At 41.6% G+C, this 23077-nt stretch carries 16 protein-coding genes; 3 read left to right on the top strand and 13 right to left on the bottom strand.

The window, feature by feature from the left end; all coding sequences use genetic code 11:
- Positions 1-20: 20 nt before the first annotated feature.
- The 13 genes from ACVC7Q_RS03640 to ACVC7Q_RS03700 all read right to left on the bottom strand — a co-directional run bounded on the left by ACVC7Q_RS03640 (position 21) and on the right by ACVC7Q_RS03700 (position 18996).
- Entirely contained in the window at positions 21-902 is an 882-nt protein-coding gene (locus ACVC7Q_RS03640) for a F0F1 ATP synthase subunit gamma (RefSeq protein ID WP_049490543.1), read from the bottom strand.
- Positions 903-917: 15 nt separating this feature from the next.
- Positions 918-2423 carry a F0F1 ATP synthase subunit alpha gene (atpA, locus tag ACVC7Q_RS03645; protein WP_049496722.1) on the bottom strand — a complete coding sequence of 502 codons (1506 nt, stop codon included), beginning with the start codon at positions 2421-2423 and terminating at the stop codon, positions 918-920.
- A 15-nt stretch (positions 2424-2438) separates the two neighbouring features.
- Positions 2439-2975 (bottom strand): F0F1 ATP synthase subunit delta, encoded by a 537-nt coding sequence (locus ACVC7Q_RS03650; RefSeq protein ID WP_013903319.1) that lies wholly within the window; start codon positions 2973-2975, stop codon positions 2439-2441.
- Complete coding sequence (gene atpF, locus ACVC7Q_RS03655; protein WP_004219970.1) at positions 2975-3469, bottom strand: F0F1 ATP synthase subunit B; 495 nt, start codon at positions 3467-3469, stop codon at positions 2975-2977. Before atpF ends, ACVC7Q_RS03650 begins: the two co-directional genes overlap by 1 nt.
- 19 nt (positions 3470-3488) lie before the next feature.
- A complete protein-coding gene (atpB, locus tag ACVC7Q_RS03660) occupies positions 3489-4202 on the bottom strand; it encodes a F0F1 ATP synthase subunit A (RefSeq protein ID WP_004219958.1) in 714 nt (237 codons plus the stop codon).
- 33 nt (positions 4203-4235) lie between these two features.
- Positions 4236-4436, bottom strand: a complete 201-nt coding sequence (locus ACVC7Q_RS03665) for a F0F1 ATP synthase subunit C (RefSeq protein WP_003006433.1) — start codon at positions 4434-4436, stop codon at positions 4236-4238.
- Between the two features lie 227 nt (positions 4437-4663).
- Complete coding sequence (locus ACVC7Q_RS03670) at positions 4664-10618, bottom strand: ZmpA/ZmpB/ZmpC family metallo-endopeptidase (RefSeq protein WP_447264870.1); 5955 nt, start codon at positions 10616-10618, stop codon at positions 4664-4666.
- A gap of 232 nt (positions 10619-10850) precedes the next feature.
- Complete coding sequence (gene glgA, locus ACVC7Q_RS03675) at positions 10851-12278, bottom strand: glycogen synthase GlgA (RefSeq protein ID WP_447264871.1); 1428 nt, start codon at positions 12276-12278, stop codon at positions 10851-10853.
- Positions 12278-13414: a glucose-1-phosphate adenylyltransferase subunit GlgD gene (gene glgD / locus ACVC7Q_RS03680; RefSeq protein ID WP_447264872.1), complete on the bottom strand. Its 1137-nt coding sequence runs from the start codon at positions 13412-13414 to the stop codon at positions 12278-12280. The genes glgA and glgD overlap by 1 nt, the downstream gene beginning before the upstream one ends.
- Positions 13404-14546: a glucose-1-phosphate adenylyltransferase gene (locus ACVC7Q_RS03685; protein WP_447264873.1), complete on the bottom strand. Its 1143-nt coding sequence runs from the start codon at positions 14544-14546 to the stop codon at positions 13404-13406. The genes glgD and ACVC7Q_RS03685 overlap by 11 nt, the downstream gene beginning before the upstream one ends.
- Positions 14547-14596: 50 nt before the next feature.
- Entirely contained in the window at positions 14597-16504 is a 1908-nt protein-coding gene (glgB, locus tag ACVC7Q_RS03690; protein WP_447264874.1) for a 1,4-alpha-glucan branching protein GlgB, read from the bottom strand.
- A gap of 490 nt (positions 16505-16994) precedes the next feature.
- Entirely contained in the window at positions 16995-18728 is a 1734-nt protein-coding gene (gene ptsP, locus ACVC7Q_RS03695; protein ID WP_447264875.1) for a phosphoenolpyruvate--protein phosphotransferase, read from the bottom strand.
- Positions 18729-18732: 4 nt separating this feature from the next.
- The gene (locus ACVC7Q_RS03700) at positions 18733-18996 is read right to left on the bottom strand and encodes a phosphocarrier protein HPr (protein ID WP_003006411.1); all 264 of its coding nucleotides are present in this window, start codon (positions 18994-18996) and stop codon (positions 18733-18735) included.
- 469 nt (positions 18997-19465) lie between these two features.
- Here ACVC7Q_RS03700 and nrdH point away from each other — a divergent pair, with 469 nt between their 5' ends.
- The 3 genes from nrdH (at position 19466) to nrdF (ending at position 23030) form a co-directional block, all read left to right on the top strand.
- Positions 19466-19684, top strand: a complete 219-nt coding sequence (gene nrdH, locus ACVC7Q_RS03705; protein WP_003006408.1) for a glutaredoxin-like protein NrdH — start codon at positions 19466-19468, stop codon at positions 19682-19684.
- Between the two features lie 114 nt (positions 19685-19798).
- Positions 19799-21958 carry a class 1b ribonucleoside-diphosphate reductase subunit alpha gene (gene nrdE, locus ACVC7Q_RS03710; protein WP_447264876.1) on the top strand — a complete coding sequence of 720 codons (2160 nt, stop codon included), beginning with the start codon at positions 19799-19801 and terminating at the stop codon, positions 21956-21958.
- 112 nt (positions 21959-22070) lie between these two features.
- Positions 22071-23030 (top strand): class 1b ribonucleoside-diphosphate reductase subunit beta, encoded by a 960-nt coding sequence (nrdF, locus tag ACVC7Q_RS03715; protein WP_003011591.1) that lies wholly within the window; start codon positions 22071-22073, stop codon positions 23028-23030.
- Positions 23031-23077: the final 47 nt, after the last annotated feature.

Genomic DNA, 23077 nt, shown 5'->3' on the forward strand with positions numbered 1-23077 from the left:
TTTAAAATTGTATCCGACAACTATTCAAGGGCGCTAGCACCAGCAACGATTTCGGTAATTTCTTGTGTAATCGCTGCTTGACGAGCACGGTTGTATTGAATCGTTAATTCATCAATGACTTTCTTGGCATTGTCTGTTGCAGTTTGCATAGCCATCATCCCAGCAGCATTTTCGGCTGTTTTAGCATCAATAATGGCACCATAGATCATGCTTTCAGCAAATTGAGGGAGCAATTGATCCAAAATGGCATCTCGACTAGATTCCAATTCTAGATTCAATGCGTAGTCCTCATCCGCTTCATTGGGGTCCAAATCAATAATTGGAAGCATTTGTTCCACCCGCATTTGACTCGTCAAACTGTTGACGTGGTGGTTGTAACAGACATACAACTCATCAAACAAGCCTTCCTGATACATTTGGACTGTTTTCGAAATGATCTTGCGAACTTCCTTAAAGCTAGGCTGATCAGGCAAACCACGCAATTCATAAACCGGCTGAATCCCACGGGCGCGGAAGAAATCCGCACCGACGCTTCCAATACAGATCACTTCAAAGTCATCTCCAGTTGGATGGTATTCTGTCTTCATTTCCATCATAGTTTTAAGGATGGAGGCATTGTAGCCCCCGACCAAACCACGATCGGATGTAATGACGATATAAGCTGTCTTTTTTACCGGGCGACTTACCAACATGGGATGGGACTTGGCATTTTCTGTTTCATGTCCATGGAGCAAGTCTGTTAATAACTTACGTACCTTAGCGGCATAAACCTGAAAATCCTTGGCTGCTTGCTCAGATTTCCCGAGTTTAGCAGCAGACACCATCTGCATGGCATTGGTAATTTGACTGGTATTTTTAGTGGATGCAATTTTATTCTTTATATCATTTAATGAAACTGCCATCTTCCACTCCTATTTCTATTTGAAATTTGACTGGTTGACAAATTCTGTAAGGGCTGCATCCAGTTCTTCTTCTGCTGGAAGATCATGTGTTGAACGAATCGTCTCAAAGATTTGATGATAATGTGCTTCAAAGTAATCAAACAACTCTTCTTGGAAACGAAGAATGTCATCTACCGGAACACTATCTAAGAAACCATGAGTCAAGGCGTACAAGATCACAACTTGTTTTTCAACCGTCAATGGTTCATGAACAGGTTGTTTCAATACTTCAACAGTTCGGCGACCACGGTTCAATTTCGCTTGGGTTGCAGCATCCAAGTCACTACCAAATTTCGTGAAAGCTTCCAATTCACGGTAGGAAGCAAGGTCGATACGAAGGGTACCTGCAACTTTCTTCATAGCCTTGATTTGGGCAGCTCCCCCTACACGAGATACAGAAGAACCTGCATCAATGGCTGGACGAATACCGGCATTGAACAAACTATCTTGCAAAAAGATTTGTCCGTCTGTGATCGAAATCACGTTGGTTGCAATATAAGCAGAAATATCTCCTGCTTGGGTTTCAATGATTGGAAGAGCTGTAATAGAACCCCCACCCAATTCATCTGAAACTTTCGCAGAACGTTCCAACAAACGGCTATGGAGATAGAAGACATCCCCTGGGAAGGCTTCACGTCCTGGTGGACGACGGAGAAGAAGGGACAATTCACGGTAAGCTACGGCTTGTTTTGACAAATCATCATAGACGATCAAAACATGTTTACCGTTATACATGAACTCTTCTGCCATGGCAACCCCGGCATAAGGTGCCAAGTAAAGCAATGGAGACGGTTGAGAAGCCGAAGCGGTTACCACAATCGTATAATCCATAGCTCCGTATTTACGGAGAGTTTCTACTTGCGTACGAACTGTTGATTCTTTTTGACCAATCGCCACATAGATACAGATCATGTCTTGACCCTTTTGGTTCAAGATGGTATCGATGGCAATCGAAGTTTTCCCTGTTTGACGGTCCCCGATAATCAATTCCCGTTGACCGCGTCCGATTGGAACAAGGGCATCAATAGCTTTCAAACCAGTTTGTAGGGGTTCTGAGACAGATTTCCGTTGCATAACGCCAGGAGCTGGTGTTTCAACTGGACGAAATTTATCTGTCACAATCTCACCTAAACCATCTACTGGTTGGCCAAGTGGGTTGACAACCCGACCAATCAAGGCATCCCCTGCAGGGACTTCCATGATTTTACCTGTACGACGGACAGAGTCTCCTTCACGAATATCCGTGAAATCACCCAAGATGATGATCCCGACATCCGTTGTTTCTAAGTTTTGGGCCATCCCGTATGAGCCATTTTCAAAGATCAACAACTCACCACTCATGGCATTTTCAAGCCCATGAGCACGGGCAATTCCGTCACCAATGTAGGTTACAACACCTGTCTCAGTGACGTCAAAGTTTGGCTTGAAATTTTCAATTTGTTGCTTAATTAAAGCGCTGATTTCTTGTGCGTTAATCGCCAAAATTCACACCACTTTCTATTTCAATTTAGATTTTATAACTTGCAATTGGTGTTTGAGACTGGTATCCAACGTTTTATGATTGGCTGTCACGACAAAGCCACCAATTAAATCTGGATCGATCTTTTGTTGGATTGAGCGAACTTGAATCCCAAATTTTCTTTCGATAATGGGTACTAGCTTTTGCTCTTGAACAGGATCCAAACCAGCAACTGTCGTAACAGTGACGACAAATGCGTTGCTCAACAGTTGAATCTGATCCAAACAAATCGTTACAATGTCATAAAATAAGGCTTCACGATGATTGAGAATAACCACTTCAATCAAATGGTCGAGTAATTGTGAATCAGAGGGTTGAAAAAGTCTGAGACTTTTTGCTTTCTCTTCATCCTCTACACCGATATGAGCTAAGAAGTTAGCAAGTCCAGTCTCCTCAAAAATGCCCTTGATTTGGGTCAATTTTTCAAAGACAAGATCTTGTTCTCCTTTTTCAAAGACCAATTGAACAAAAGGCTGGGTATATTTCTCAATCACCATCAGTTGCTTTTTGTCCATTAGGCTTCTCCTAATTCATCAAGATAGCGATCGATCAGTTGGCGTTGACCTTCAGCATCCAGCTGTTGGCTCAACAATTTGCTGGCAAGATTGACAGTGAGATCTGCCACATCGCCTTTGATACTGTTCAATGCTTCTTCTTTGTTATGCGCAATTTCTTGTTGCGCTTTTTCTTTCAAACGTACAGCTTCTTGAGTGGCTTCTGAAAGGATTTGCGATTTGTTCTTTTCCGCAGTTTCCTTTGCATTTTCGACGATAGACGCAGCTTCTTTGCGGCTACCTGCCAACTCTTCTTCACGTTTACTTGCCAGTTCCTCAGCTTTTTGACGAGCTGATTCTGCTCCATCAATATCATCTGTAATCTTTTTGGCACGCGCTTCTAAAATTCCATTGATATTGTTCCATGCAAATTTCTTTATTAAAAAGATTAATAATAGGAAGGAACCAGCAATGAGAATAAAGTTACCAATAATTTCACTCATTGATACATGCATTCTTCTACTCCTCCTCTACTTACTCTTCACCATTAATTTTCTTACCAATATAGATTGATGACAACATGGTAAACACATAGGCTTGGATACATGAAATGAAAATTGAAAATGCAGTCCATGCCATGCTACCAATAAAGGCAAATGGATACCAATAGAAAGCTTGGTGTGATAAGTTCACGAGCAAGCTTGCTAATACCTCACCCGCAAAGATATTTCCGAAGATCCGAAGTGCCAAGGAGGCAAAGTTCGTTAATTCTTCCAAAATATTCATGGGTGTCATAAATCCAGGTGTCACAAAAGCCTTTAAATATTCCTTCACACCACGTCGGCGAATTCCTTCTACATGGGCGATTAAGGTGATCAAAAATGAAAAGGCAAAGTCATAACCCAGGTTAGCGGTTGGTGATGTCCACAAATTGTAACCATTGGTCGTTTCGATTTTAGCCATCAATCCAATGTTATTGGCCACTAAAAGAAATAGGAAAAGAACAAACAAGAACAAGGAATAGTCCTTTATATAATGTTCCCCAATATTTCCTTTGGTGAAGCCTACGACAAAGTCATATGCGTATTCCAGCACATTTTGTTTGCCCTTTGGTCGGATCGTCATTTTACGGCTGGCCCAATAAATAAAGCCAAAAACCACCAAAACAGCAATCAAGGTCATAGCAAGTAGGGTCAAATTAAAAGTTACAGGTCCAAGAGTTATCGTTGGAGTGATACTTTCTTCCAAGTTTTGACACCTCCTTTTCTAAAATAGAAGTGCTTATTTGATAATGAAGGCCATAACCAAGGTTACGAAGAAAGTACCTTCGACAAAGGCAACACCAAGAATCAAGAGGCTACGCAATTGACCAATAATTTCTGGTTGACGAGACGCAGATTTCAATAAGCTGCTCATCATCAAACCTTCTGCCAGTGATACACCAAAACAGGCTAAACAAAGACCTAAAAATGTTAAATTCATGATGAATTCTCCTTTTATTAATTTTACCTCCTTAGTTTACTCCTAAAAGATATAATAGTCAAATATTTCCTAGAAAAGAAAGCGTTTTTGTTAAATTACGTTATTTTTTAATATGATAAATTTTCCGATCTACGATTGATTCCTTTTAATTTTTAGATACTTTGTCCACCTCTATTCATTTTTTCTTCTAAAAAACTCTCACCTGCTCAGCAGATGAGAGAATTCAATTATTTAAAGATAGACGTTTTAAAACTATCTGTTTGTTGCAGCAATTTCTTAAAGATTTTTTCTTTCAGTGCAACCGTATTGTCAAATTTGACAGAACCGTTACTTAGAGTAGCTTTATCTTTATCAACTGATTCAGCAAATGCACGTTTCAAGTCTTCAAAGCTATTATAGGTCTTCCCATCGATGTCAATAGCCTGAATTCCGTTTTTAGCACTTGTCACAACTTCATTGAAGTAAGCTTTCTTCCAATCTTCAAGAGTGTTAAATTTTCCATCAGAAATCTTGCTAATGATGAAGTCATCTCCTAGAGTGGCAAGTCCAGCTTGTTTAGACTCTTGTTTATACTTGTTTGAAGCATAACCCAGGAATCCTTTTTCATAGCCATAATAGCCCCAAATCCTGAAGGTATTGTGTTTGAAGGACATCGCTCCAGGAGCCCCTTCACTGGTGTTCCCACCATAGATCCCTGTCATCATCGGCACAGTCACGTAGGCTGAACCAAAGTCAGATGGATTATAGACGCCATTTCCAGGACCACGGTTGGTCATAAAATTATTGGTGATGAGGTCATCTACTGTGTTTAAAGCAATCGCTTTTTCCTCATCACTCAAAGCCCGAACCTTATCGAATTGATTCTTGGTGTTCGCTCCTCGGTATTGTTTATCAACCTTTTTGAACCAAGCATTGTTTAAGTCCTTACTATGTTTGTCCAATACAGCTTCCCCTTCTAGGTAATCCAGAAGCATGAGCGTATCGTTATAACCTTTCATGTAGCGATCAATCTCATCACGTGATTGAAGATCGTTTGGATTGGTATTGTACCATTGGTTACCATCGTTAGGACGTTCATAGGCCATGTTGAGACCTAGGGCCTTGTATTCCCCATTTGGATTGGATACGGATGGTGTTTGGAGCATTCCTTGGGCAAAGGCTTCAATATCAGTTCCTTCTCGGTGTCTCCACCCACCTAAGTAAACCATACGGTCATTGACGTGCGTTGTTTCATGCGTGAAGGCAGAAACGCCAAAGTCACTGATCATATCCGTCACCATGAAGAAGACAGAATCGTCTTTATATGGATTTCCGTAAATTCGCGCCACTGCTCCCATCCGCCAATCTGTCGCATGGTAACGATCGGTTGGGCCATACAATTCACGAATTGGAGCGACATCTTTGCCACTGTTGGTATGGCCATAGCGATCTGTACTGATGCCTTTATAGTTTTGGTTATCAAGAACAGGGGTCGGAACCATATTATTGCTCTTCAGGAGCTGATTGCGAACCTTATCCGTTGCGAGACGCGACCAGAAATCTAGGTAATTCTGTTGTCCTTTAGCCACCTTGTCAATTTCTGCCTTGAAGGCAGTTCGTTCCACTTCCGTATTTTTACCATATTTCTCAAAGGAACTGTAGGCCATGGTATTGTAAGTTGAAATCAAGAACATATGGGCATCTTTTAAGTTCAAGAGTGGCAAAATCATCTTGCCATGCACATCATTGTTTAAGCCTTCATAAGCTCTGTGTTTAGCAGATGCAAAGGCTGAATTGGTCGTCTCAGGCTCTACAATATAGACATTGTCTTTGGTTGCTTTGATAAACCAATCATTCAAGTCTGTATCACTTGTAAAGAGCTCCATATTGTACTTCAGGAAGTCATTAAGATTTCCAGAAAGAGTCGATTTAGCCACGACTTCTCGGAAAGCATCGTGGGTACGAGTCCCTTTGATATAGTCTTCTTTTGACCCGATTTCAATCAAGCGGTCTAAGACATCAACATTCTTACCATAGAAGTCTGGCTTGAACAACATGAGCTGTTTGAGATGGACATCATCGAATTTCACTCCGTAATAACGGTTAAGATAAGAGAGACCCAAAAGAACTGCCGCCTTATTATCTTCAATTTTCTTGATGAGCGCCCGTTTGGCAGCCTCATCCGTGTTCAATTGATGGTCTTGGTTTTCAACCAACTGTTTCACAAAGTGGGTCAAATTATCCTTCACCTCTTTGAAGGTTTCTTCCAGATAGAGGTTCTTAATGGCATTGACTTTATTTGGACCAGTTCTACCAAGGTGCGTGTAGATTGGATCAGATTGTAATTCTACTGGGCTTAATGTTTCAACAATAGCACTAATGAGCTCAGTCCGTTCTTTGTCAACCATATTTGGCGTGTAGACCACTTCACCAAGTTCTGCTACACTGTACTCTTTCACTTGTTTGACTTTAGAATCTTTCGATGAAATGCTAAAGATATCTTTTGTCTTATCCGCATAATGGATCAGGATGTGGTCGGCATCAGCCAATTCTGTTACAAAATCATTGTCCTTCATGGCCGTCACAGACAAGACTTCCTTGGTCAAGAGAGGACTACCCGCAGCCAATTTGTTTCCTTGGTCGACAATCCATTCTTTGTTATAGAAAGGCTGTAATTTTGCTATATTGCGGTAAGCAAGTTCGCGAGAGGCGTCGTAGCCATCAATTGCCTTGTATTGATCCTCTTTGTTAACAAGGTTATTGAGCTTGTCTTCAATCGGTTTGTCGCTGGTGAATGTATTAGCAGTAATCCCCATTGCTTCAATTTTATTCTCAGCTTCTGCAAGGGAAATACTTGGAATTTTACGTGAATTGTTAAAGGATTTCTTACCTTCACTCACGTCCTCCACACTGAAATTCCGTTTGGTTCTTGAATAAGTGAAGTAATCATCTGCATCGATATCCGAGTGTCCGAAGACCATCTCACCTGTTTTGACTTTCATCATGGTGATGTTGTCTTCAATAGCCCCCAAAGCCCAGTTGGTCCCCAGTAAGCCACCAGATTGTACCGCTTCTTTCAGTTCAATCGAACCTTTAGCAACTGAATTTCTGAGAACTCCTTCTCTACCTAGCGTATTGTTATTCCCACCATTTTGAGAAGAATAAACTAAACCTGCAGCTTTTGCTTTATTCCCAGTAATTTCAGCATCAACGTAAGCCTTTTCTACAATACCTTTCCAGTTCTCGCCAACAACACCTGCTAGATAGGCACCTTTATTGCCAGCAGCGTGCAGTTTCCCGATGAAGGCAACATTACTTACCTTCCCACTACCATCAATTTTATTGATAATACCAGCTACATCGTTGTTTCCAACAACGCTTCCTGTTACTTTAAGATTTTCGACAGTCGCATTATTTTTGATGACACCTGCGATCGGTGCTACTCGATCAAATCCAGGCATGTCAATGTTAACATTTTCAAGCAAGAGATTCTTAACAGTACCACCTTCGATGTTACCAAATAACGGTCTCGTAATGTTATGGATAGCAAATGTATTGCCTTCTGTACTTTCCAATATTCCCTTGAAGGCATTGGTTACATAGGATTTTCCTGCTGCTGGTACATTGGCCGCATTCATACTGCTACCAAGCTTAAAGGTACCAGTCGGATTGGCTTGCATAGCTTTTACAAGTTCGTTGAAATTGTAGTAGACATCACCTTCATGAGCTTTGGGCTTCGCAATGTAGTGGACATAGTCCTCGCTGAACTGGTTGTCCGCAGTCCGTTGGATCAGATCTGGAGCTTTGGCTGTTACTTTGTATAAGGTCGCCCCATCTACCATCACTTCTTCGATTTTATCAACGGCCAGTTTTGTGACCTTATTATCATGGGTGGTAACCTTTAAGTAATAAGGTTTCACATCTGAAGGTGTTTCTGACAAGAGGCTACGATCGGTCTCAAGGCCTTGGTCATCCACACTAATCAGACTAGTTTCCTTGATGTTTTTGACTTCAACTTTTTTAAGGTCAAGTCTTAGTGGCTCTTCCTTGAGAACCTCTTCTTCATCCCCATTTCCACGATCATAGACCATGGTCGTTGCCAGCGTATAATCCTTGTAGTAGTCCAAGTCCGCTAAGGTAGCTGCTAAATCAGACTCTGAAAGGGCAAAAGTTTTCACAACTTGATCACCCTTCTTCAATACCGCCTGGATAGACTTGATGGTCACACCCTCTGGTTTGTTTAACTGATAGGTAGCCTTGGCACTACGCTTCAATTCTTCCTTATCGACCTGGGTCAAGGTCAAGGTTGGCTTGTCTAGTTCTTTGGTCCCTTTTTTAATGATCTGATCTTGGGCTTGTTCAACTACTTCTTCCGAAACCGTTGGAGCATCCGCAGTTTTTACACCTTTAATGGTCTTATAGACCTTGGTGATTTTCTTCTTCCCATTTTTTCCTGCTTGAGAAACCATTTCGCTTCCTTTTAGCAGGGTGGCATCTTGTTCGGTTACTGTCTTAAATGGGATTTCCTCAAAAACAACTTCCTCTGTTTGGCCTTCAATCGCCTTGGTCCCACGACTAATTTTTTCTGTCACAGGAGCTTTGACTGTTTCTCTTGTCGTGCTGAGGGGCTCTCCAACTTTCTCACCATTGACCGTTTTATAAACACGGCGAATTTCCTGGCTACCAGCTTCGCCTTTCTGAAGGAGGATTTCTTCATCGGTGTAACGATTGGCATCCGTTACATACTCTGTTTCATATGGAAGGATTACCGTTTCTGTCTCCGTCACTGTCCCTTCGGTCACTTGGTAGGCTGGATTCTCTGGTTGAACAGGAGCTTCGCCAACATGACCTTCTTCTTGCGTGCCCTTGGCTTCGATGACACCGGTATAAGCTGGGTTCTCCGGCTGAATTGGAGCTTCACCCACGTGGCCTTCTTCCTGCGTCCCCTTGGCTTCCACTACTCCGGTATAAGCTGGGTTCTCCGGCTGAATTGGAGCTTCACCCACGTGGCCTTCTTCCTGCGTCCCCTTGGCTTCCACTACTCCTGTATAGGCTGGGTTCTCCGGTTGAACAGGAGCTTCACCCACGTGGCCTTCTTCCTGCGTCCCCTTAGCTTCCACTACTCCTGTATAGGCTGGGTTCTCCGGTTGAACAGGAGCTTCACCCACGTGACCTTTTTCCTGCGTCCCCTTAGCTGTTACAACTGGAGAAGGGCTTGGTTGAGGGATTGGTTGCGAATGTTCTTTTGTCCCGACGGCAAGAATTTGTGAAACTGGTTCTTTAGTGACCTTGCTTTCAACTACTCTGCGAACTTCTTGTCCATCTACCACGCTGACTTCCGTCAAGATAGTCCGCTCTCCATTTTGGCCAGCTGTCAGCACCTTGGTTTGCCCTTTGGCTAATGTAGGATCAGCTTGGTTGACAATTTCAAACGGCACAGGCTCAGTAGATACTTCAAGGCTTGGTTTTTCAACTTGAGGAAAGGCTGGAGCGACTTCTGGCGTCACACGCGCTTGTGGTTCCATTTGTGCAATCCCTGCACTTGTTTTGATCGAACTCTCTACAGATGGTTGGATTCTCTGAATAGCTTTTGGTTCTTGTGAGTTCGTCTTTTGGACAGACGGGTAGCGCAGATAGCCAACATAGTCATAGCCATCAATATGAATCACGCCATTTGCCAGATCTTTACTAGATGCGATCGAAAGATTCTGATTATAAGCACGTAAAACTTGGTTTTGCAAAGCTGCAACTTCAATTGGTAGCAGAAGACTTTGGCCCATAGCTCCAATCAAAAGGACAGCCATGACTTTCTTTCTGTGCTTTTTAGAAAGTAAGAGGACCGCAAAAGAAGCAGTGGCTAGACTTAGACCGAAGAGGGCGACTTCCTGACTTCCTGTTTGGGGAAGCACTGGCTGAGTTGCCTCCTTCTTCTTATAGACTAGAAAGAAGGTATCTTCATTTTGATAGTCTTCAGGGATTGCATGAATCACTTGTGCTTTTTCTTCAGCGGTTAGCTCTTCTTCTGTCACATAACCTAAGTGCACATTAGCAGGTAAGGTCACCTGATCTGCTTGTACAGGACGTGCTCCTGAGAGTGTTCCCCCTAATAAAAAGGCTCCAATGGCAACAGGACCAACCCCGACAGATAATTTCCGAATCGAATATTTGGTCATTTTTTCAAAAGTTTGTTTAGCTTTTTTCATCCTAAAATTCCTATATAGTAATATTTGAACCACATGTAGGCCCTTATTGATTAAAGAGGATGGGACCATCTCAAAAAATAAGGACCTTCCCGGGATTTTTTACCTTTACCTATCTTATCTTTTTTCTTCTATTTTAGCAAGCTCTAAAACTCAAAAAAAAATAAACCGTTTTCTTTATAGGAAGAAAGCAAAACAAAAAACGCCTCGAAAGGCGTTTTTACACTAGATTTACTTATAAGGACTGGTACAAATCGTTGTATCGTTGACTAGCCGTATCCCATGAGAAATCACGAGTCATGGCTTGTTCTTGCAGGCCATACCAAGCCTGTTTGTCATTGTAGTAAACAGCTAAAGCCTCATCAACTGCCCAGTTAAACCAGTAGCCAGATAAATTATTGAAGCTAAAGCCTGTTCCACTTCCATCAACAACATTATACGGTTGGACCGTATCTCGAAGTCCGCCGACTTCATGCACCAAAGGAAGGGTTCCATAACGCATGGCCATCATTTGAGAAAGGCCACATGGTTCAAAGCGGCTTGGCATCAAGAAGACATCTGACGCTGCATAGATTTCTTGGGCCAATTGGACATCAAATGTGATATTAGCTGAAAGTTTATCTGGGTAGGCTTGACCGAACCAAGCAAAGGCATTTTCAAATCCAGGATCTCCTGTACCAAGCAAGACAATCTGAATATCCTTTTGCAAGAGTTGATGCAACTCTTCTACCACAACATCAAAACCTTTTTGGCGTGTCAAACGAGAGACGATCCCAAACAAAGGTACATCATCGCGAACGGGTAGACCGACACGTTCTTGAAGAGCTCGTTTACTAGCTGCTTTACCTGAAAGATCTGAGAGACTGAAGTGATACGTCAGGAGCGGATCCGTTTCAGGATTATATAGATCTGCATCAATCCCGTTAACAATACCGGTCACCTTGCCAGACTCCATCCGAAGGATCTGATCCAAGCCACAACCATATTCAGAAGTCATAATCTCATGTGCATAACTAGGAGATACGGTTGTCACACGGTCAGCATATAGAATGCCGGCTTTCATCCAATTCAGGCAATCATTCCACCGAAGCGTTCCGTCTGCATAGCGTTCAAATCCCACTCCGAATAGATCCCATAACATTCCTGGGTCAAACTGACCTTGGAATTCCAAATTATGGATGGTCAATACTGTCTTAATCCCATGATAAGCTTGAATCCAACGGTATTTCTCCTTAAGCAAGAAAGGAATCATCGCCGTATGGTAATCATGTGCATGAAGAACATCTGGAATGAAGTCAACCCGTTCCATCGTTTCTAAGGCCGCGAGCTGGAAAAAGGCAAACCGTTCGCCATCATCAAAGTCACCATACACATGGCCTCTAAAGAAATAGTGTTGGTTATCAATAAAGTAAAAGGTGACTCCATCGCGCACAATGCGTTTCACACCCACATATTGACTTCTCCAGCCAACTTTGGTCTCAAAATGCAAGACATCTTCGATTTGATCTCCAAACTTGGCCTCTACCATATCATAGTATGGGAGGATCACGCGCACATCATGACCACTTTTAGCTAAGGATTTAGGAAGAGCGCCAATGACGTCTCCCAACCCCCCTGTTTTAGAAAACGGTGCTCCTTCAGCTGCAACAAATAATAGTTTCATTAGACAATATCCTCTGTAACAATCGTTCCTTTTTTAACCACGACAGGTGCTTCTTTTGTCCCACGAATCGTCACACCAGCAGCCACTTCGGCCCCCTTATCCAGGATGGCATGTTCAACGATTGCATTTTCATGAATGACAACACCAGGGAAAAGAAGACTACTGCGGACTTCTGAACCTTCATGAAGGTGTACCCGGCGTGAAACAACAGAGCGTTCAACGGTTCCTTCTACAATACTACCAGAAGCAAATTGGGACGATTTGATATTTGAAGTCTTGGAATAATAAGTTGGCTCTTCATTCTTCACTTTTGTATACACCTTTTGATTTGGTGAAAAGAGCTTCATGAATTTTTGGTTTTCCAACATATCCAAGTTTGCTTGATAATAGGATTCAACTGAGTGAATATTTGCTAGATAGCCTGTATACTCAAAAGCAAATGCATTGTATTCTACCGCCAATTCACGTAAGATATAGCGAAGTTTTTGTGGGTATTCTTTCTTGGCTTCTTCTTCAATTTTTTCAATCAACCAAGGAGTATCTACAATAAAGACATCTGTTGACATATTGTAGACTTCATCAGGATTCTTACCATCAAAAAGTTTTTGCTCTGTAACATGGTCTGTTTCATCAATTTCCAAGACAGCATTCACTTCAGAAATGTTTTGCAGAGGCAACTTTTTATAAACCACTGTAATCGGACGATCAATGGTATTATGAAGGTGGAAAATCTGATTGAGGTCAATATTCATTAATACATCACAGTTCAAAGCAACTGTTTGATTAGAACCAGACCGTTTCAAATAGGTCAATAATTGTTGGTAGTATTCTGGCCCTACCGTTGTATTTTCAACTGGAGTATTATAGATTCCGAGGTAATAGTGGCTCAATAAAGTAGACAAGCCCCACTCACGACCTGAACGAATATGGTCAAAGACCGAACTAATATTTTCTTGTTGGAAAATCCCAAAAACACTACGAATACCAGCATTTGCAAGACTAGACAATGGGAAGTCGATTAAGCGGTATTTCCCATCAAACGGTAGGGATGCTACCGGACGATGGCTAGTCAAAGTGGACATATCATGATACCCAACTGTATTTCCTAAAATGGCTGAATATTTATCAATCTTCATCTGTTGCTACCCCCACTTTTTCATTGTAACCGACAACTTGTACTTCCTCTGTTCCATCAATCACGACACCTTCTGCAATGACTGCGCCTTCTCCGATAATCGCGCGTTTCACAACAGCTCCTTTACCGATAATGGCATTGCTCATCACGACAGCATCTTCGACAACTGCTCCTTCACGAACTTTAGCTTCTGTTGATAAGATGGAGTGTTTGACTGTGCCGTCTACCAAACAACCGTCGACGACAAGAGAATCTTCGATGTGCCCATGTTCCCCAAAAAAGTTCGGTGGAGAAATGAGGTTGCGTGAATAGATTTTCCAGTGACGATCGCGACTATCCAAGGCATTATTTGGATCGATATATTCCATATTGGCTTCCCAAAGAGACTCAATCGTACCAACGTCTTTCCAATAACCATTGAATTCATAAGCATAAACACTTTCGCCTGATTCTAGATAAGTTGGAATGACATTTTTACCGAAGTCTGACATATCGATATCGCTCTTTTCAGCAGCAACCAACATATTGCGGAGACGAGCCCAGTCAAAGATGTAAATCCCCATGGAAGCTTTGGTAGATTTTGGTTCAGCTGGTTTTTCTTCAAATTCAACAATCCGATTATTGGCATCGGTATTCATGATTCCAAAACGGCTTGCTTCCTTCAAAGGTACATCTAGGACTGCAACGGTCAAGCTCGCATTATTATCCTTGTGAGATTGAAGCATCTCATCATAGTCCATTTTATAGATATGGTCACCAGAAAGAATTAGCACATATTCAGGATTAATGCTGTCGATATAGTCGATATTTTGAAGGATGGCATGGCTAGTTCCTTCGAACCAGCGATTTCCTTCACTAGCTGAATAAGGTTGCAAAATAGAAACACCTGTGTTGATTCCATCCAGGCCCCAGCTTGAACCGTTTCCGATATGACTGTTGAGGGCCAGTGGTTGGTACTGTGTAATCACACCAACATTGTGAATTCCTGAGTTGGCGCAGTTGGATAGAGCAAAATCGATAATACGATAGCGCCCACCAAATTGAACTGCAGGTTTTGCGATGTTTTTGGTTAATTTTCCAAGACGTGTTCCTTGCCCTCCGGCAAGAATTAAAGCGAGCATTTCATTCTTCATTGACTACTTCCTCTTTTTAAAGCTTGGACTCCCATAGAGTCAACCGATCGTCATTTCTTATCTGATGTTTTAGATTTTGTCTTACGCACCTTGCGTTTTACCTTCCAAATACTAGCTCCTAAAGCAGGCAAAGTAAAGGTCAAGGTTTGTTCATAATCCTTCCACAGTCCATCTTTAGACTGAACTGTCGGATTGTGCTCTTTCCAGACACCTCCCCATTCTTCTAATTCTGTATTCCAAATTTCTTCATAGACCGCTGATACAGGCACACCAATCGTAAAGTCCTTGCGTTCTACTGGTGCCATATTAAAGACACATACTAGAAGCTCGCCTTTACGATTCTTCCGGACCATAGACAAGACGCTCTGATCTCGGTTGTCTGCATCAATAATCTCTAAGCCATCAAAGCTATCATCAATCTCCCACAATTCTTTGTGTTCTTTGTAGAAATGATTGAGCTGAGAAGTGAAACGACGCATCTTAGCATTCATTTCATCCTCTAGATTACCCCATTCCAGTTGCTCCTCTGACTTCCATTCCAAAAATTGACCAAATTCTGAACCCATAAAGAGCAATTTCTTACCTGGATGGCAGATCTGATAGGTTAAAAGATTACGGAGTCCAGCAAATTGATTGTAACGATCTCCCCACATCTTGTGCATCAAACTCTTCTTACCGTGCACCACTTCATCATGTGAAAATGGTAGTAAGAAATTCTCAGAAAATGCATACATATAACTAAAGGTCACTAGATTGAAATCATATTTCCGATAGACGGGATCTTCCTCATAGAATCGGAGAATATCATTCATCCAACCCATATTCCATTTATAGTCAAAGCCTAGACCACCTTCTTCTTCAGGGCCTGTGATCTTTTGACCAGCAGAACTTTCTTCTGCAATCATCATAACATCTGGGTGTTCGTTCTTGATAATCGCATTCAAACGTCTGAGGAAATGAACCCCTTCATAGTTGAGGTTTCCCCCATCAATATTTGGTGTCCATGGACCACTATCATAATCGAGATAGAGCATATTGCTCACAGCATCGACCCGAATTCCATCTAAATGATAGGTTTCGATCCAAAATTTTAAACTAGAAATCAAGAAAGACTGTACTTGATTCTTTCCTAAATCGAAGTTCAAAGCTCCCCAACCATAGTTATGGGCCCGATGTTCATCCTGATACTCAAAAGTTGGTGTTCCATCATAATATGCCAAAGCATCATCATTAATGATGAAATGGCCAGGTACCCAATCCACAATCACTCCGATATTGTTGAGGTGACATTCTTCCACGAAATCTTGAAATTCTTCTGGGCTACCATAAGTGTGCTCGAGGGCAAAATAGCCCATGAGTTGATACCCCCAGCTCAATCCCAATGGATGGGCCATCACTGGCATAAATTCTACGTGGGTGTAGTTCATCTCAACCAAATAAGGGATGAGTTCTTCTTTTAGTTGTTTGAAAGTATATGAACTATAATCATCATTTCGTTTCCAAGATCCTGCGTGAACCTCATAGATATTAACAGGTCGTTCCTTAAAACCAAGTTTCTTTCGGCGTGCTCTCCAAAGACCATCTTTCCAGTTCTTTTCCGGAATGGTCTTAATGATAGACCCTGTATTTGGTCGTTTTTCCATCCATAAGGCTAGAGGATCAATTTTTTGAACCTGATGACCATTATTTCGTGTCACCAAATATTTGTATATCTCTCCCTCTTTTGCATCCGTACAGAAGACTTCCCAGACGCCTCCTTCATTACGAACCATTGGAATTTTCCGCGCTTCCCAATCAGTGAAGTCACCAATCAGATCAACTGCCTGGGCATTGGGAGCCCAAACACGGAAGGCATACCCTTCTTGTTCTCCCCTTGTTTCCTTGTGAGCACCTAAATACTCTTGAAGATGGAAATTATCCCCTCTTCCAAATGTCCATAAGTCTATACTTCTATCCATATACTCACCTCTTTTGTTTTTGTAAGCGTTTTCTACATGTTTCTATTTTACTATAAAACTAATTAGTTTTCAAGTTGATTCCAGAAAATCATGTAATTTTATCAGGAAAAGTTCTTTCATTTTCTTTTCCAAACCTTTTACTCCATTCCTTCGCTATCCTCCTAATCTTACTTACGATTATACTATATATCCTTTGGAATTTAAATTAAAAACCGAACATTTGAATCAATATTTTTATTACTAACTAGTTTACTACGAATAAAATGAACATTTATATGAACAAAGAAGAAAAATCATAAAAAAAAGAGGCTGGGACAAAAGTCCTAGCCTCTCAATTTTCTTTGGAGTGTCGAGCAAGACGCAGTGGTTGAGTGGGCTCTATTACGCTGATTTCATCAGCTTTTACAGCCCTACTCAACTGTGCGGAGGTGGGAAGACGAAATCGAATTCTAACGAATTACCGATTTCTGTCCCACTCTCTGATTGATTCTTAGTCTACGTTCACGTATTCTTTAGAAAGTTCAAGCACTTCTTCCATTGTTGAACATTCTGTAAGAGCACGGTTGGCATATTCTTGCATCTTAGCTGTATCCAATTTCTTCATCAAGCTACGTGTACGAAGGACAGATGTCGCTGACATGGAGAACTCATCCAAGCCCATTCCGACAAGAAGTGGAACAGCCGTTTGGTCGCCGGCCATTTCACCACACATACCAGCCCATTTACCTTCAGCGTGAGCCGCTTTGATCACGTTGTTGATCAAACGAAGGATAGATGGGTTATATGGTTGGTAAAGATATGAAACTTGTTCGTTCATACGGTCAGCAGCCATTGTGTATTGGATCAAGTCATTTGTACCAATTGAGAAGAAATCAACTTCTTTAGCAAATTGATCAGCAAGCATTGCAGCAGCTGGGATTTCAATCATGATACCTACTTGGATATCATCTGCTACCGCAACTCCTTCAGCAACCAATTTTGCTTTTTCTTCTTCAAGAATGCCTTTAGCCGTACGGAACTCCGTCAACAAAGCAACCATCGGGAACATGATCCGCAGTTTACCGTGAACAGATGCACGAAGCAAAGCACGCAATTGTGTACGGAACATTTGATTACCGGTTTCAGAGATAGAAATACGCAAAGCACGGTAACCCAAGAATGGGTTCATTTCTTTAGGAAGGTCGAAGTAAGGAAGCTCTTTATCCCCACCGATATCCATTGTACGAACGACAACAGGTTTACCGTTCATACCTTCAAGAACCGCTTTGTAAGCTTCGTATTGGTCATCTTCAGTTGGGAAGTCTTGAGAATCCATATACAAGAATTCTGTACGATAGAGACCAACAGCTTCTGCACCGTTATCATTTACCCCTTCAACGTCTTTAGGTGTACCGATGTTAGCAGCCAATTCGAAATGTTTTCCATCAGCAGTAACTGTTTGAGCATCTTTAAGGAGAGCCCATTCAGCTTTTTGTTTTGCATAAGCTTCACCAGCTGCTTTGAAGGCAGCAATTTGTTCTTCACTTGGGTTGATGATGACTTCACCAGTGATTCCTGAAACAGCCAAAACATCACCATCTTTTACAAGTTCTGTAATGTTGTTTGTACCAAGAACTGCTGCAATTTCAAGCGTACGCGCCATGATTGCTGAGTGACTAGTACGTCCACCGATATTCGTAACAAAAGCTTTTACAAATTTTTTGTTCAACTGAGCTGTATCAGATGGCGTCAAGTCATGCGCTACTACGATTGCTTCTTCATTGATAGAAGCAGGGTTTGGCAATTTCTTACCGAGCAAGTTGGCAAGGACACGTTTGGTCACGTCACGAATGTCTGCTGCACGTTCTTGCATGTAAGGATTGTCTTCCATTCCTTCAAAAATCGCAATAAACATGTCAGTGACTTCTTTCAAGCCAGCTTCTGCATTGATTTTTTTCGTGCGAATCGTTTCTTTGATCTGACCAATCATTTCAGGGTCAGCGAGAACCATCATATGCGCATCAAAAACTTGCGCTGCTTCTTCACCAAGGCTTGCTACTGCATTCTCCCGAATTAGAGAAAGCTCGTTTTGTGAAGCTTCAAGAGCTGCATCCAAACGAGCTTCTTCTGCACTTGTATCTTCGACTGAAACAGTCTCAAATGATAAGTCTGGTTGAATGAGCAAATATGCCTTAGCAACGGCAACACCGTCAGATGCTGCAATTCCTTTTAGCATTTTTGTCATATTTTTAAGCCAATCCTTCTTTAGTCATTGTTTCTGAGATAGCTGCGATCGCATCATCAGCGTCAGCACCTTCAGCAGAAATTACAACGTCAGCTCCTTGACCAACACCAAGGCTCATAACACCCATGATTGATTTCAAGTTAACTGATTTACCTTTGTATTCAAGTGTAATATCTGAAGCAAATTTGCTAGCAGTTTGAACCAACAAAGTTGCTGGACGTGCGTGGATACCTGTTTCTGCCACGATGTGGAAATCTTTAGAAGCCATAGTTTGACTCTCCTTTTAAAATTAGTTTTGAGTTACATGTGATAACCCTTACAATTTGGTATTATATCATCTTTTGAAATTTTTTTCAAGATTTTTATTACTGACTTACAGAAAAAGACTGCGAAAAATCCCAATTTAGATACATTCTAAGAAGCTACTGAAGAACGGAGAAAATATCTTTTCAATTTTCTACTATAAAGTAACATTTTCCTCCGCTTTCAAATAAAAAGAAGCAACTGAACCACAGGATATTGATTCCCCAAAAAATTATAACTAATTAAAGATGCTTTAAAGCCTATTCCTGTCCCATTTCTTGGAATTTCTCAATTTCCGTCCACCACAATATATTGTGTTTTAAAAACTCCATTTCATCTCTTTGCACAATATTTAGTTTTATTTTGTTGACAAGTTGCTGGATTTTGTTTATACTGTTTACAGATTTATATTTCGATAGGAGAACGAAAAAGAAATGGTAACCATTTATTCAAAAAATAATTGTGTTCAGTGCAAAATGACCAAACGATTCCTCGATAGCAATCACGTGGAATACCGCGAAATTAACTTAGATGAACAGCCAGAATTTGTAGAACATGTTAAAAACCTTGGCTTTAATGCTGCTCCAGTTATTCAAACACCGGATGAAGTATTTTCTGGTTTTCAACCAGCTAAGTTGAAGAAACTTTCTTAATAAACACAGTATTTTGCTTAAATAGGGTCTAGCGTTAGCAACCTAACACTAGACTTTTTACTTGTAAAGAGAGGACTTCTCCTCTTCATTTTTTTGAACTAGAAAAGGATTATTATGGGATTAAAATCTCTTGAAGATGTGACGTATTTTCGTCTTAACAATGAAATCAACCGTCCAGTAAACGGCCAAATCATGCTTCATAAAGATAAGGAAGCTTTAGATGCTTTCTTTAAAGAAAATGTTGTACCAAATACTAAAGCCTTTGACTCGATTACAGATAAGATTCAGTACCTTCTCGAGCACAATTACATTGAGAGAGCTTTTATCGAGAAATATCGTCCTGAATTTTTAGAGGAATTGGCCCAATTTATCAAAGACCAAAACTTCCAATTCAAGTCCTTCATGGCGGCTTATAAATTCTATAACCAATACGCTCTGAAAACAAACGATGGAGAGTACTATCTCGAAAGTATGGAAGACCGCGTCTTCTTTAATGCTCTTTATTTTGCGGATGGAAATGAAGCTATCGCACGAGACATCGCAAACGAAATTATCCACCAACGTTACCAACCAGCTACTCCTTCTTTCTTAAACGCTGGTCGTGCCCGTCGTGGAGAATTGGTTTCTTGTTTCTTGATCCAGGTAACTGATGATATGAATGCAATCGGACGTTCTATCAACTCTGCCCTTCAACTTTCTCGTATCGGCGGTGGGGTTGGGATCTCCCTCAGCAACCTTCGTGAAGCTGGAGCACCGATCAAGGGCTATGAAGGAGCTGCTTCTGGGGTCGTACCTGTTATGAAACTGTTTGAAGATAGCTTCTCTTACTCGAACCAATTGGGACAACGTCAAGGGGCTGGTGTGGTGTACTTGAACGTCTTCCACCCAGACATCATTGCCTTCCTTTCTACTAAGAAAGAAAACGCCGATGAAAAAGTTCGGGTTAAGACCCTCTCACTTGGGGTCGTCGTACCAGACAAATTCTATGAGTTGGCGCGTAAAAATGAAGAAATGTACCTCTTCAGCCCATACTCTGTTGAGCGTGAATACGGAGTACCATTCAACTACATCGACATCACTGAAAAATACGATGAGTTAGTCGCTAATCCAAATATCCGTAAGACAAAAATCAAGGCACGTGATTTGGAAACTGAAATTTCTAAATTGCAACAAGAATCTGGCTACCCTTATGTAGTCAACATCGATACTGCTAACCGGGCAAACCCAGTTGATGGGAAAATCGTCATGAGTAACTTGTGTTCAGAGATCCTCCAGGTTCAAGAACCAAGCTTGATCAACGATGCCCAAGAATTTGTCCAAATGGGAACTGACGTCTCATGTAACCTTGGTTCAACCAACGTGGTCAACATGATGACTTCACCTGATTTTGGTCGTTCCATTCGTGCCATGGTTCGTGCCTTGACTTTCGTTACAGATAGTTCCCATATCGTGGCCGTTCCAACTATTGATCATGGAAATAAACTGGCGCATTCGTTTGGACTTGGAGCCATGGGACTTCACAGCTACCTTGCGCAACAATTGATCGAATACGGATCTCCGGAGTCTGTTGAGTTTACAAGTATCTACTTCATGCTCATGAACTACTGGACTCTCGTAGAATCAAACAACATCGCGCGTGAACGAGGCGTTACCTTCCACAACTTCGAAAAATCAGACTACGCCAACGGTAGCTACTTCGATAAGTACACAAGTGGAGAATTTGTACCAAAATCTGATCGCGTGAAAGAACTCTTTAAAGATATCTTCATCCCAAGTGCAGAGGATTGGGCAGAACTGCGTGCTAAAGTTCAAGCAGATGGTCTTTACCACCAAAACCGCTTGGCTGTTGCACCAAATGGTTCTATCAGCTACATCAATGATGTGTCTGCTTCTATCCACCCAATCACACAACGGATTGAAGAGCGCCAAGAAAAGAAAATCGGAAAGATCTACTATCCTGCTGCTGGTTTATCAACCGAAACCATCCCTTACTACACTTCTGCCTACGACATGGATATGCGTAAGGTGATTGATGTTTATGCGGCTGCAACTGAGCACGTAGACCAAGGTCTTTCACTGACCCTCTTTATGCGCAGCGATATTCCAAAAGGTCTCTACGAATGGAAAACTGAAAACAAACAAACCACTCGTGACTTGTCTATCCTTCGTAACTACGCCTTTAACAAGGGTATCAAGTCTATCTACTACGTCCGTACCTTTACAGATGATGGTGGAGAAGTCGGTGCTAACCAATGTGAAAGCTGTATCATCTAAGACAGCCCCAAGGTTCGCCATTAAAAGTCGGTTCGCCGACTTTTTGTGCGTATTCTATCCATTTATGGTAGAATAGTAACGATTGAATGAATAGAAAAAGAAAGTGATGCAAATGGAAACATACTACAAAGCCATTAACTGGAATGCCATCGAGGATGTCATCGATAAATCTACTTGGGAAAAGCTAACCGAGCAATTCTGGTTGGATACACGTATTCCTTTGTCAAACGACTTGGATGACTGGAGAAAGTTGTCTAATAAAGAAAAAGACCTCGTTGGTAAAGTCTTTGGTGGATTGACTCTGTTGGATACCATGCAGTCAGAAACGGGTGTGCAAGCTCTTCGTGCAGATATCCGTACTCCCCACGAAGAAGCTGTCTTTAACAACATCCAATTTATGGAATCTGTCCATGCTAAGTCCTACTCTTCCATCTTTTCTACCTTGAATACCAAGTCAGAAATCGAAGAGATTTTCGAATGGACCAATACCAATCCTTTCCTTCAAAAGAAGGCAGAGATCATCAATGAAATCTACCTCAATGGCACTCCTCTAGAAAAGAAAGTTGCTAGCGTCTTTCTTGAAACCTTCCTCTTCTACTCTGGTTTCTTCACACCGCTCTACTATCTTGGAAACAACAAGTTGGCCAACGTGGCTGAGATCATCAAGTTGATAATCAGGGACGAATCTGTTCACGGAACCTATATCGGCTATAAATTCCAACTCGGATTTAACGAATTACCAGAAGAGGAACAAGAAAAACTCAAAGAATGGATGTATGACTTACTCTACACCCTCTATGAGAATGAAGAAGGCTATACAGAGAGCCTCTATGACGGTGTTGGCTGGACAGAGGAAGTCAAGACTTTCCTTCGTTACAACGCTAATAAAGCCCTCATGAACTTGGGACAAGATCCGCTCTTCCCAGACTCAGCAGATGATGTCAACCCAATCGTCATGAACGGGATCTCAACCGGAACATCCAACCACGACTTCTTCTCTCAAGTCGGAAATGGTTACCTCCTCGGTGAAGTAGAAGCCATGCAGGATGACGATTACAACTACGGCCTATAAGACAAAAACCTTTCCAGATGGAAAGGTTTTTTGTTGCAATTTTTTCT

Source organism: Streptococcus sp. W151, assembly GCF_053010205.1.

What these genes read in the sequence shown, in the direction of transcription:
- ACVC7Q_RS03640 (WP_049490543.1), bottom strand. Translation starts at nt 902, where the DNA reads ATGGCAGTTTCATTAAATGATATAAAGAATAAAATTGCATCCACTAAA.
- ACVC7Q_RS03650 (WP_013903319.1), bottom strand. Translation starts at nt 2,975, where the DNA reads ATGGACAAAAAGCAACTGATGGTGATTGAGAAATATACCCAGCCTTTT.
- atpF (WP_004219970.1), bottom strand. Translation starts at nt 3,469, where the DNA reads ATGCATGTATCAATGAGTGAAATTATTGGTAACTTTATTCTCATTGCT.
- ACVC7Q_RS03665 (WP_003006433.1), bottom strand. Translation starts at nt 4,436, where the DNA reads ATGAATTTAACATTTTTAGGTCTTTGTTTAGCCTGTTTTGGTGTATCA.
- ACVC7Q_RS03670 (WP_447264870.1), bottom strand. Translation starts at nt 10,618, where the DNA reads ATGAAAAAAGCTAAACAAACTTTTGAAAAAATGACCAAATATTCGATT.
- glgA (WP_447264871.1), bottom strand. Translation starts at nt 12,278, where the DNA reads ATGAAACTATTATTTGTTGCAGCTGAAGGAGCACCGTTTTCTAAAACA.
- glgD (WP_447264872.1), bottom strand. Translation starts at nt 13,414, where the DNA reads ATGAAGATTGATAAATATTCAGCCATTTTAGGAAATACAGTTGGGTAT.
- ACVC7Q_RS03685 (WP_447264873.1), bottom strand. Translation starts at nt 14,546, where the DNA reads ATGAAGAATGAAATGCTCGCTTTAATTCTTGCCGGAGGGCAAGGAACA.
- glgB (WP_447264874.1), bottom strand. Translation starts at nt 16,504, where the DNA reads ATGGATAGAAGTATAGACTTATGGACATTTGGAAGAGGGGATAATTTC.
- ptsP (WP_447264875.1), bottom strand. Translation starts at nt 18,728, where the DNA reads ATGACAAAAATGCTAAAAGGAATTGCAGCATCTGACGGTGTTGCCGTT.
- ACVC7Q_RS03700 (WP_003006411.1), bottom strand. Translation starts at nt 18,996, where the DNA reads ATGGCTTCTAAAGATTTCCACATCGTGGCAGAAACAGGTATCCACGCA.
- nrdH (WP_003006408.1), top strand. Translation starts at nt 19,466, where the DNA reads ATGGTAACCATTTATTCAAAAAATAATTGTGTTCAGTGCAAAATGACC.
- nrdE (WP_447264876.1), top strand. Translation starts at nt 19,799, where the DNA reads ATGGGATTAAAATCTCTTGAAGATGTGACGTATTTTCGTCTTAACAAT.
- nrdF (WP_003011591.1), top strand. Translation starts at nt 22,071, where the DNA reads ATGGAAACATACTACAAAGCCATTAACTGGAATGCCATCGAGGATGTC.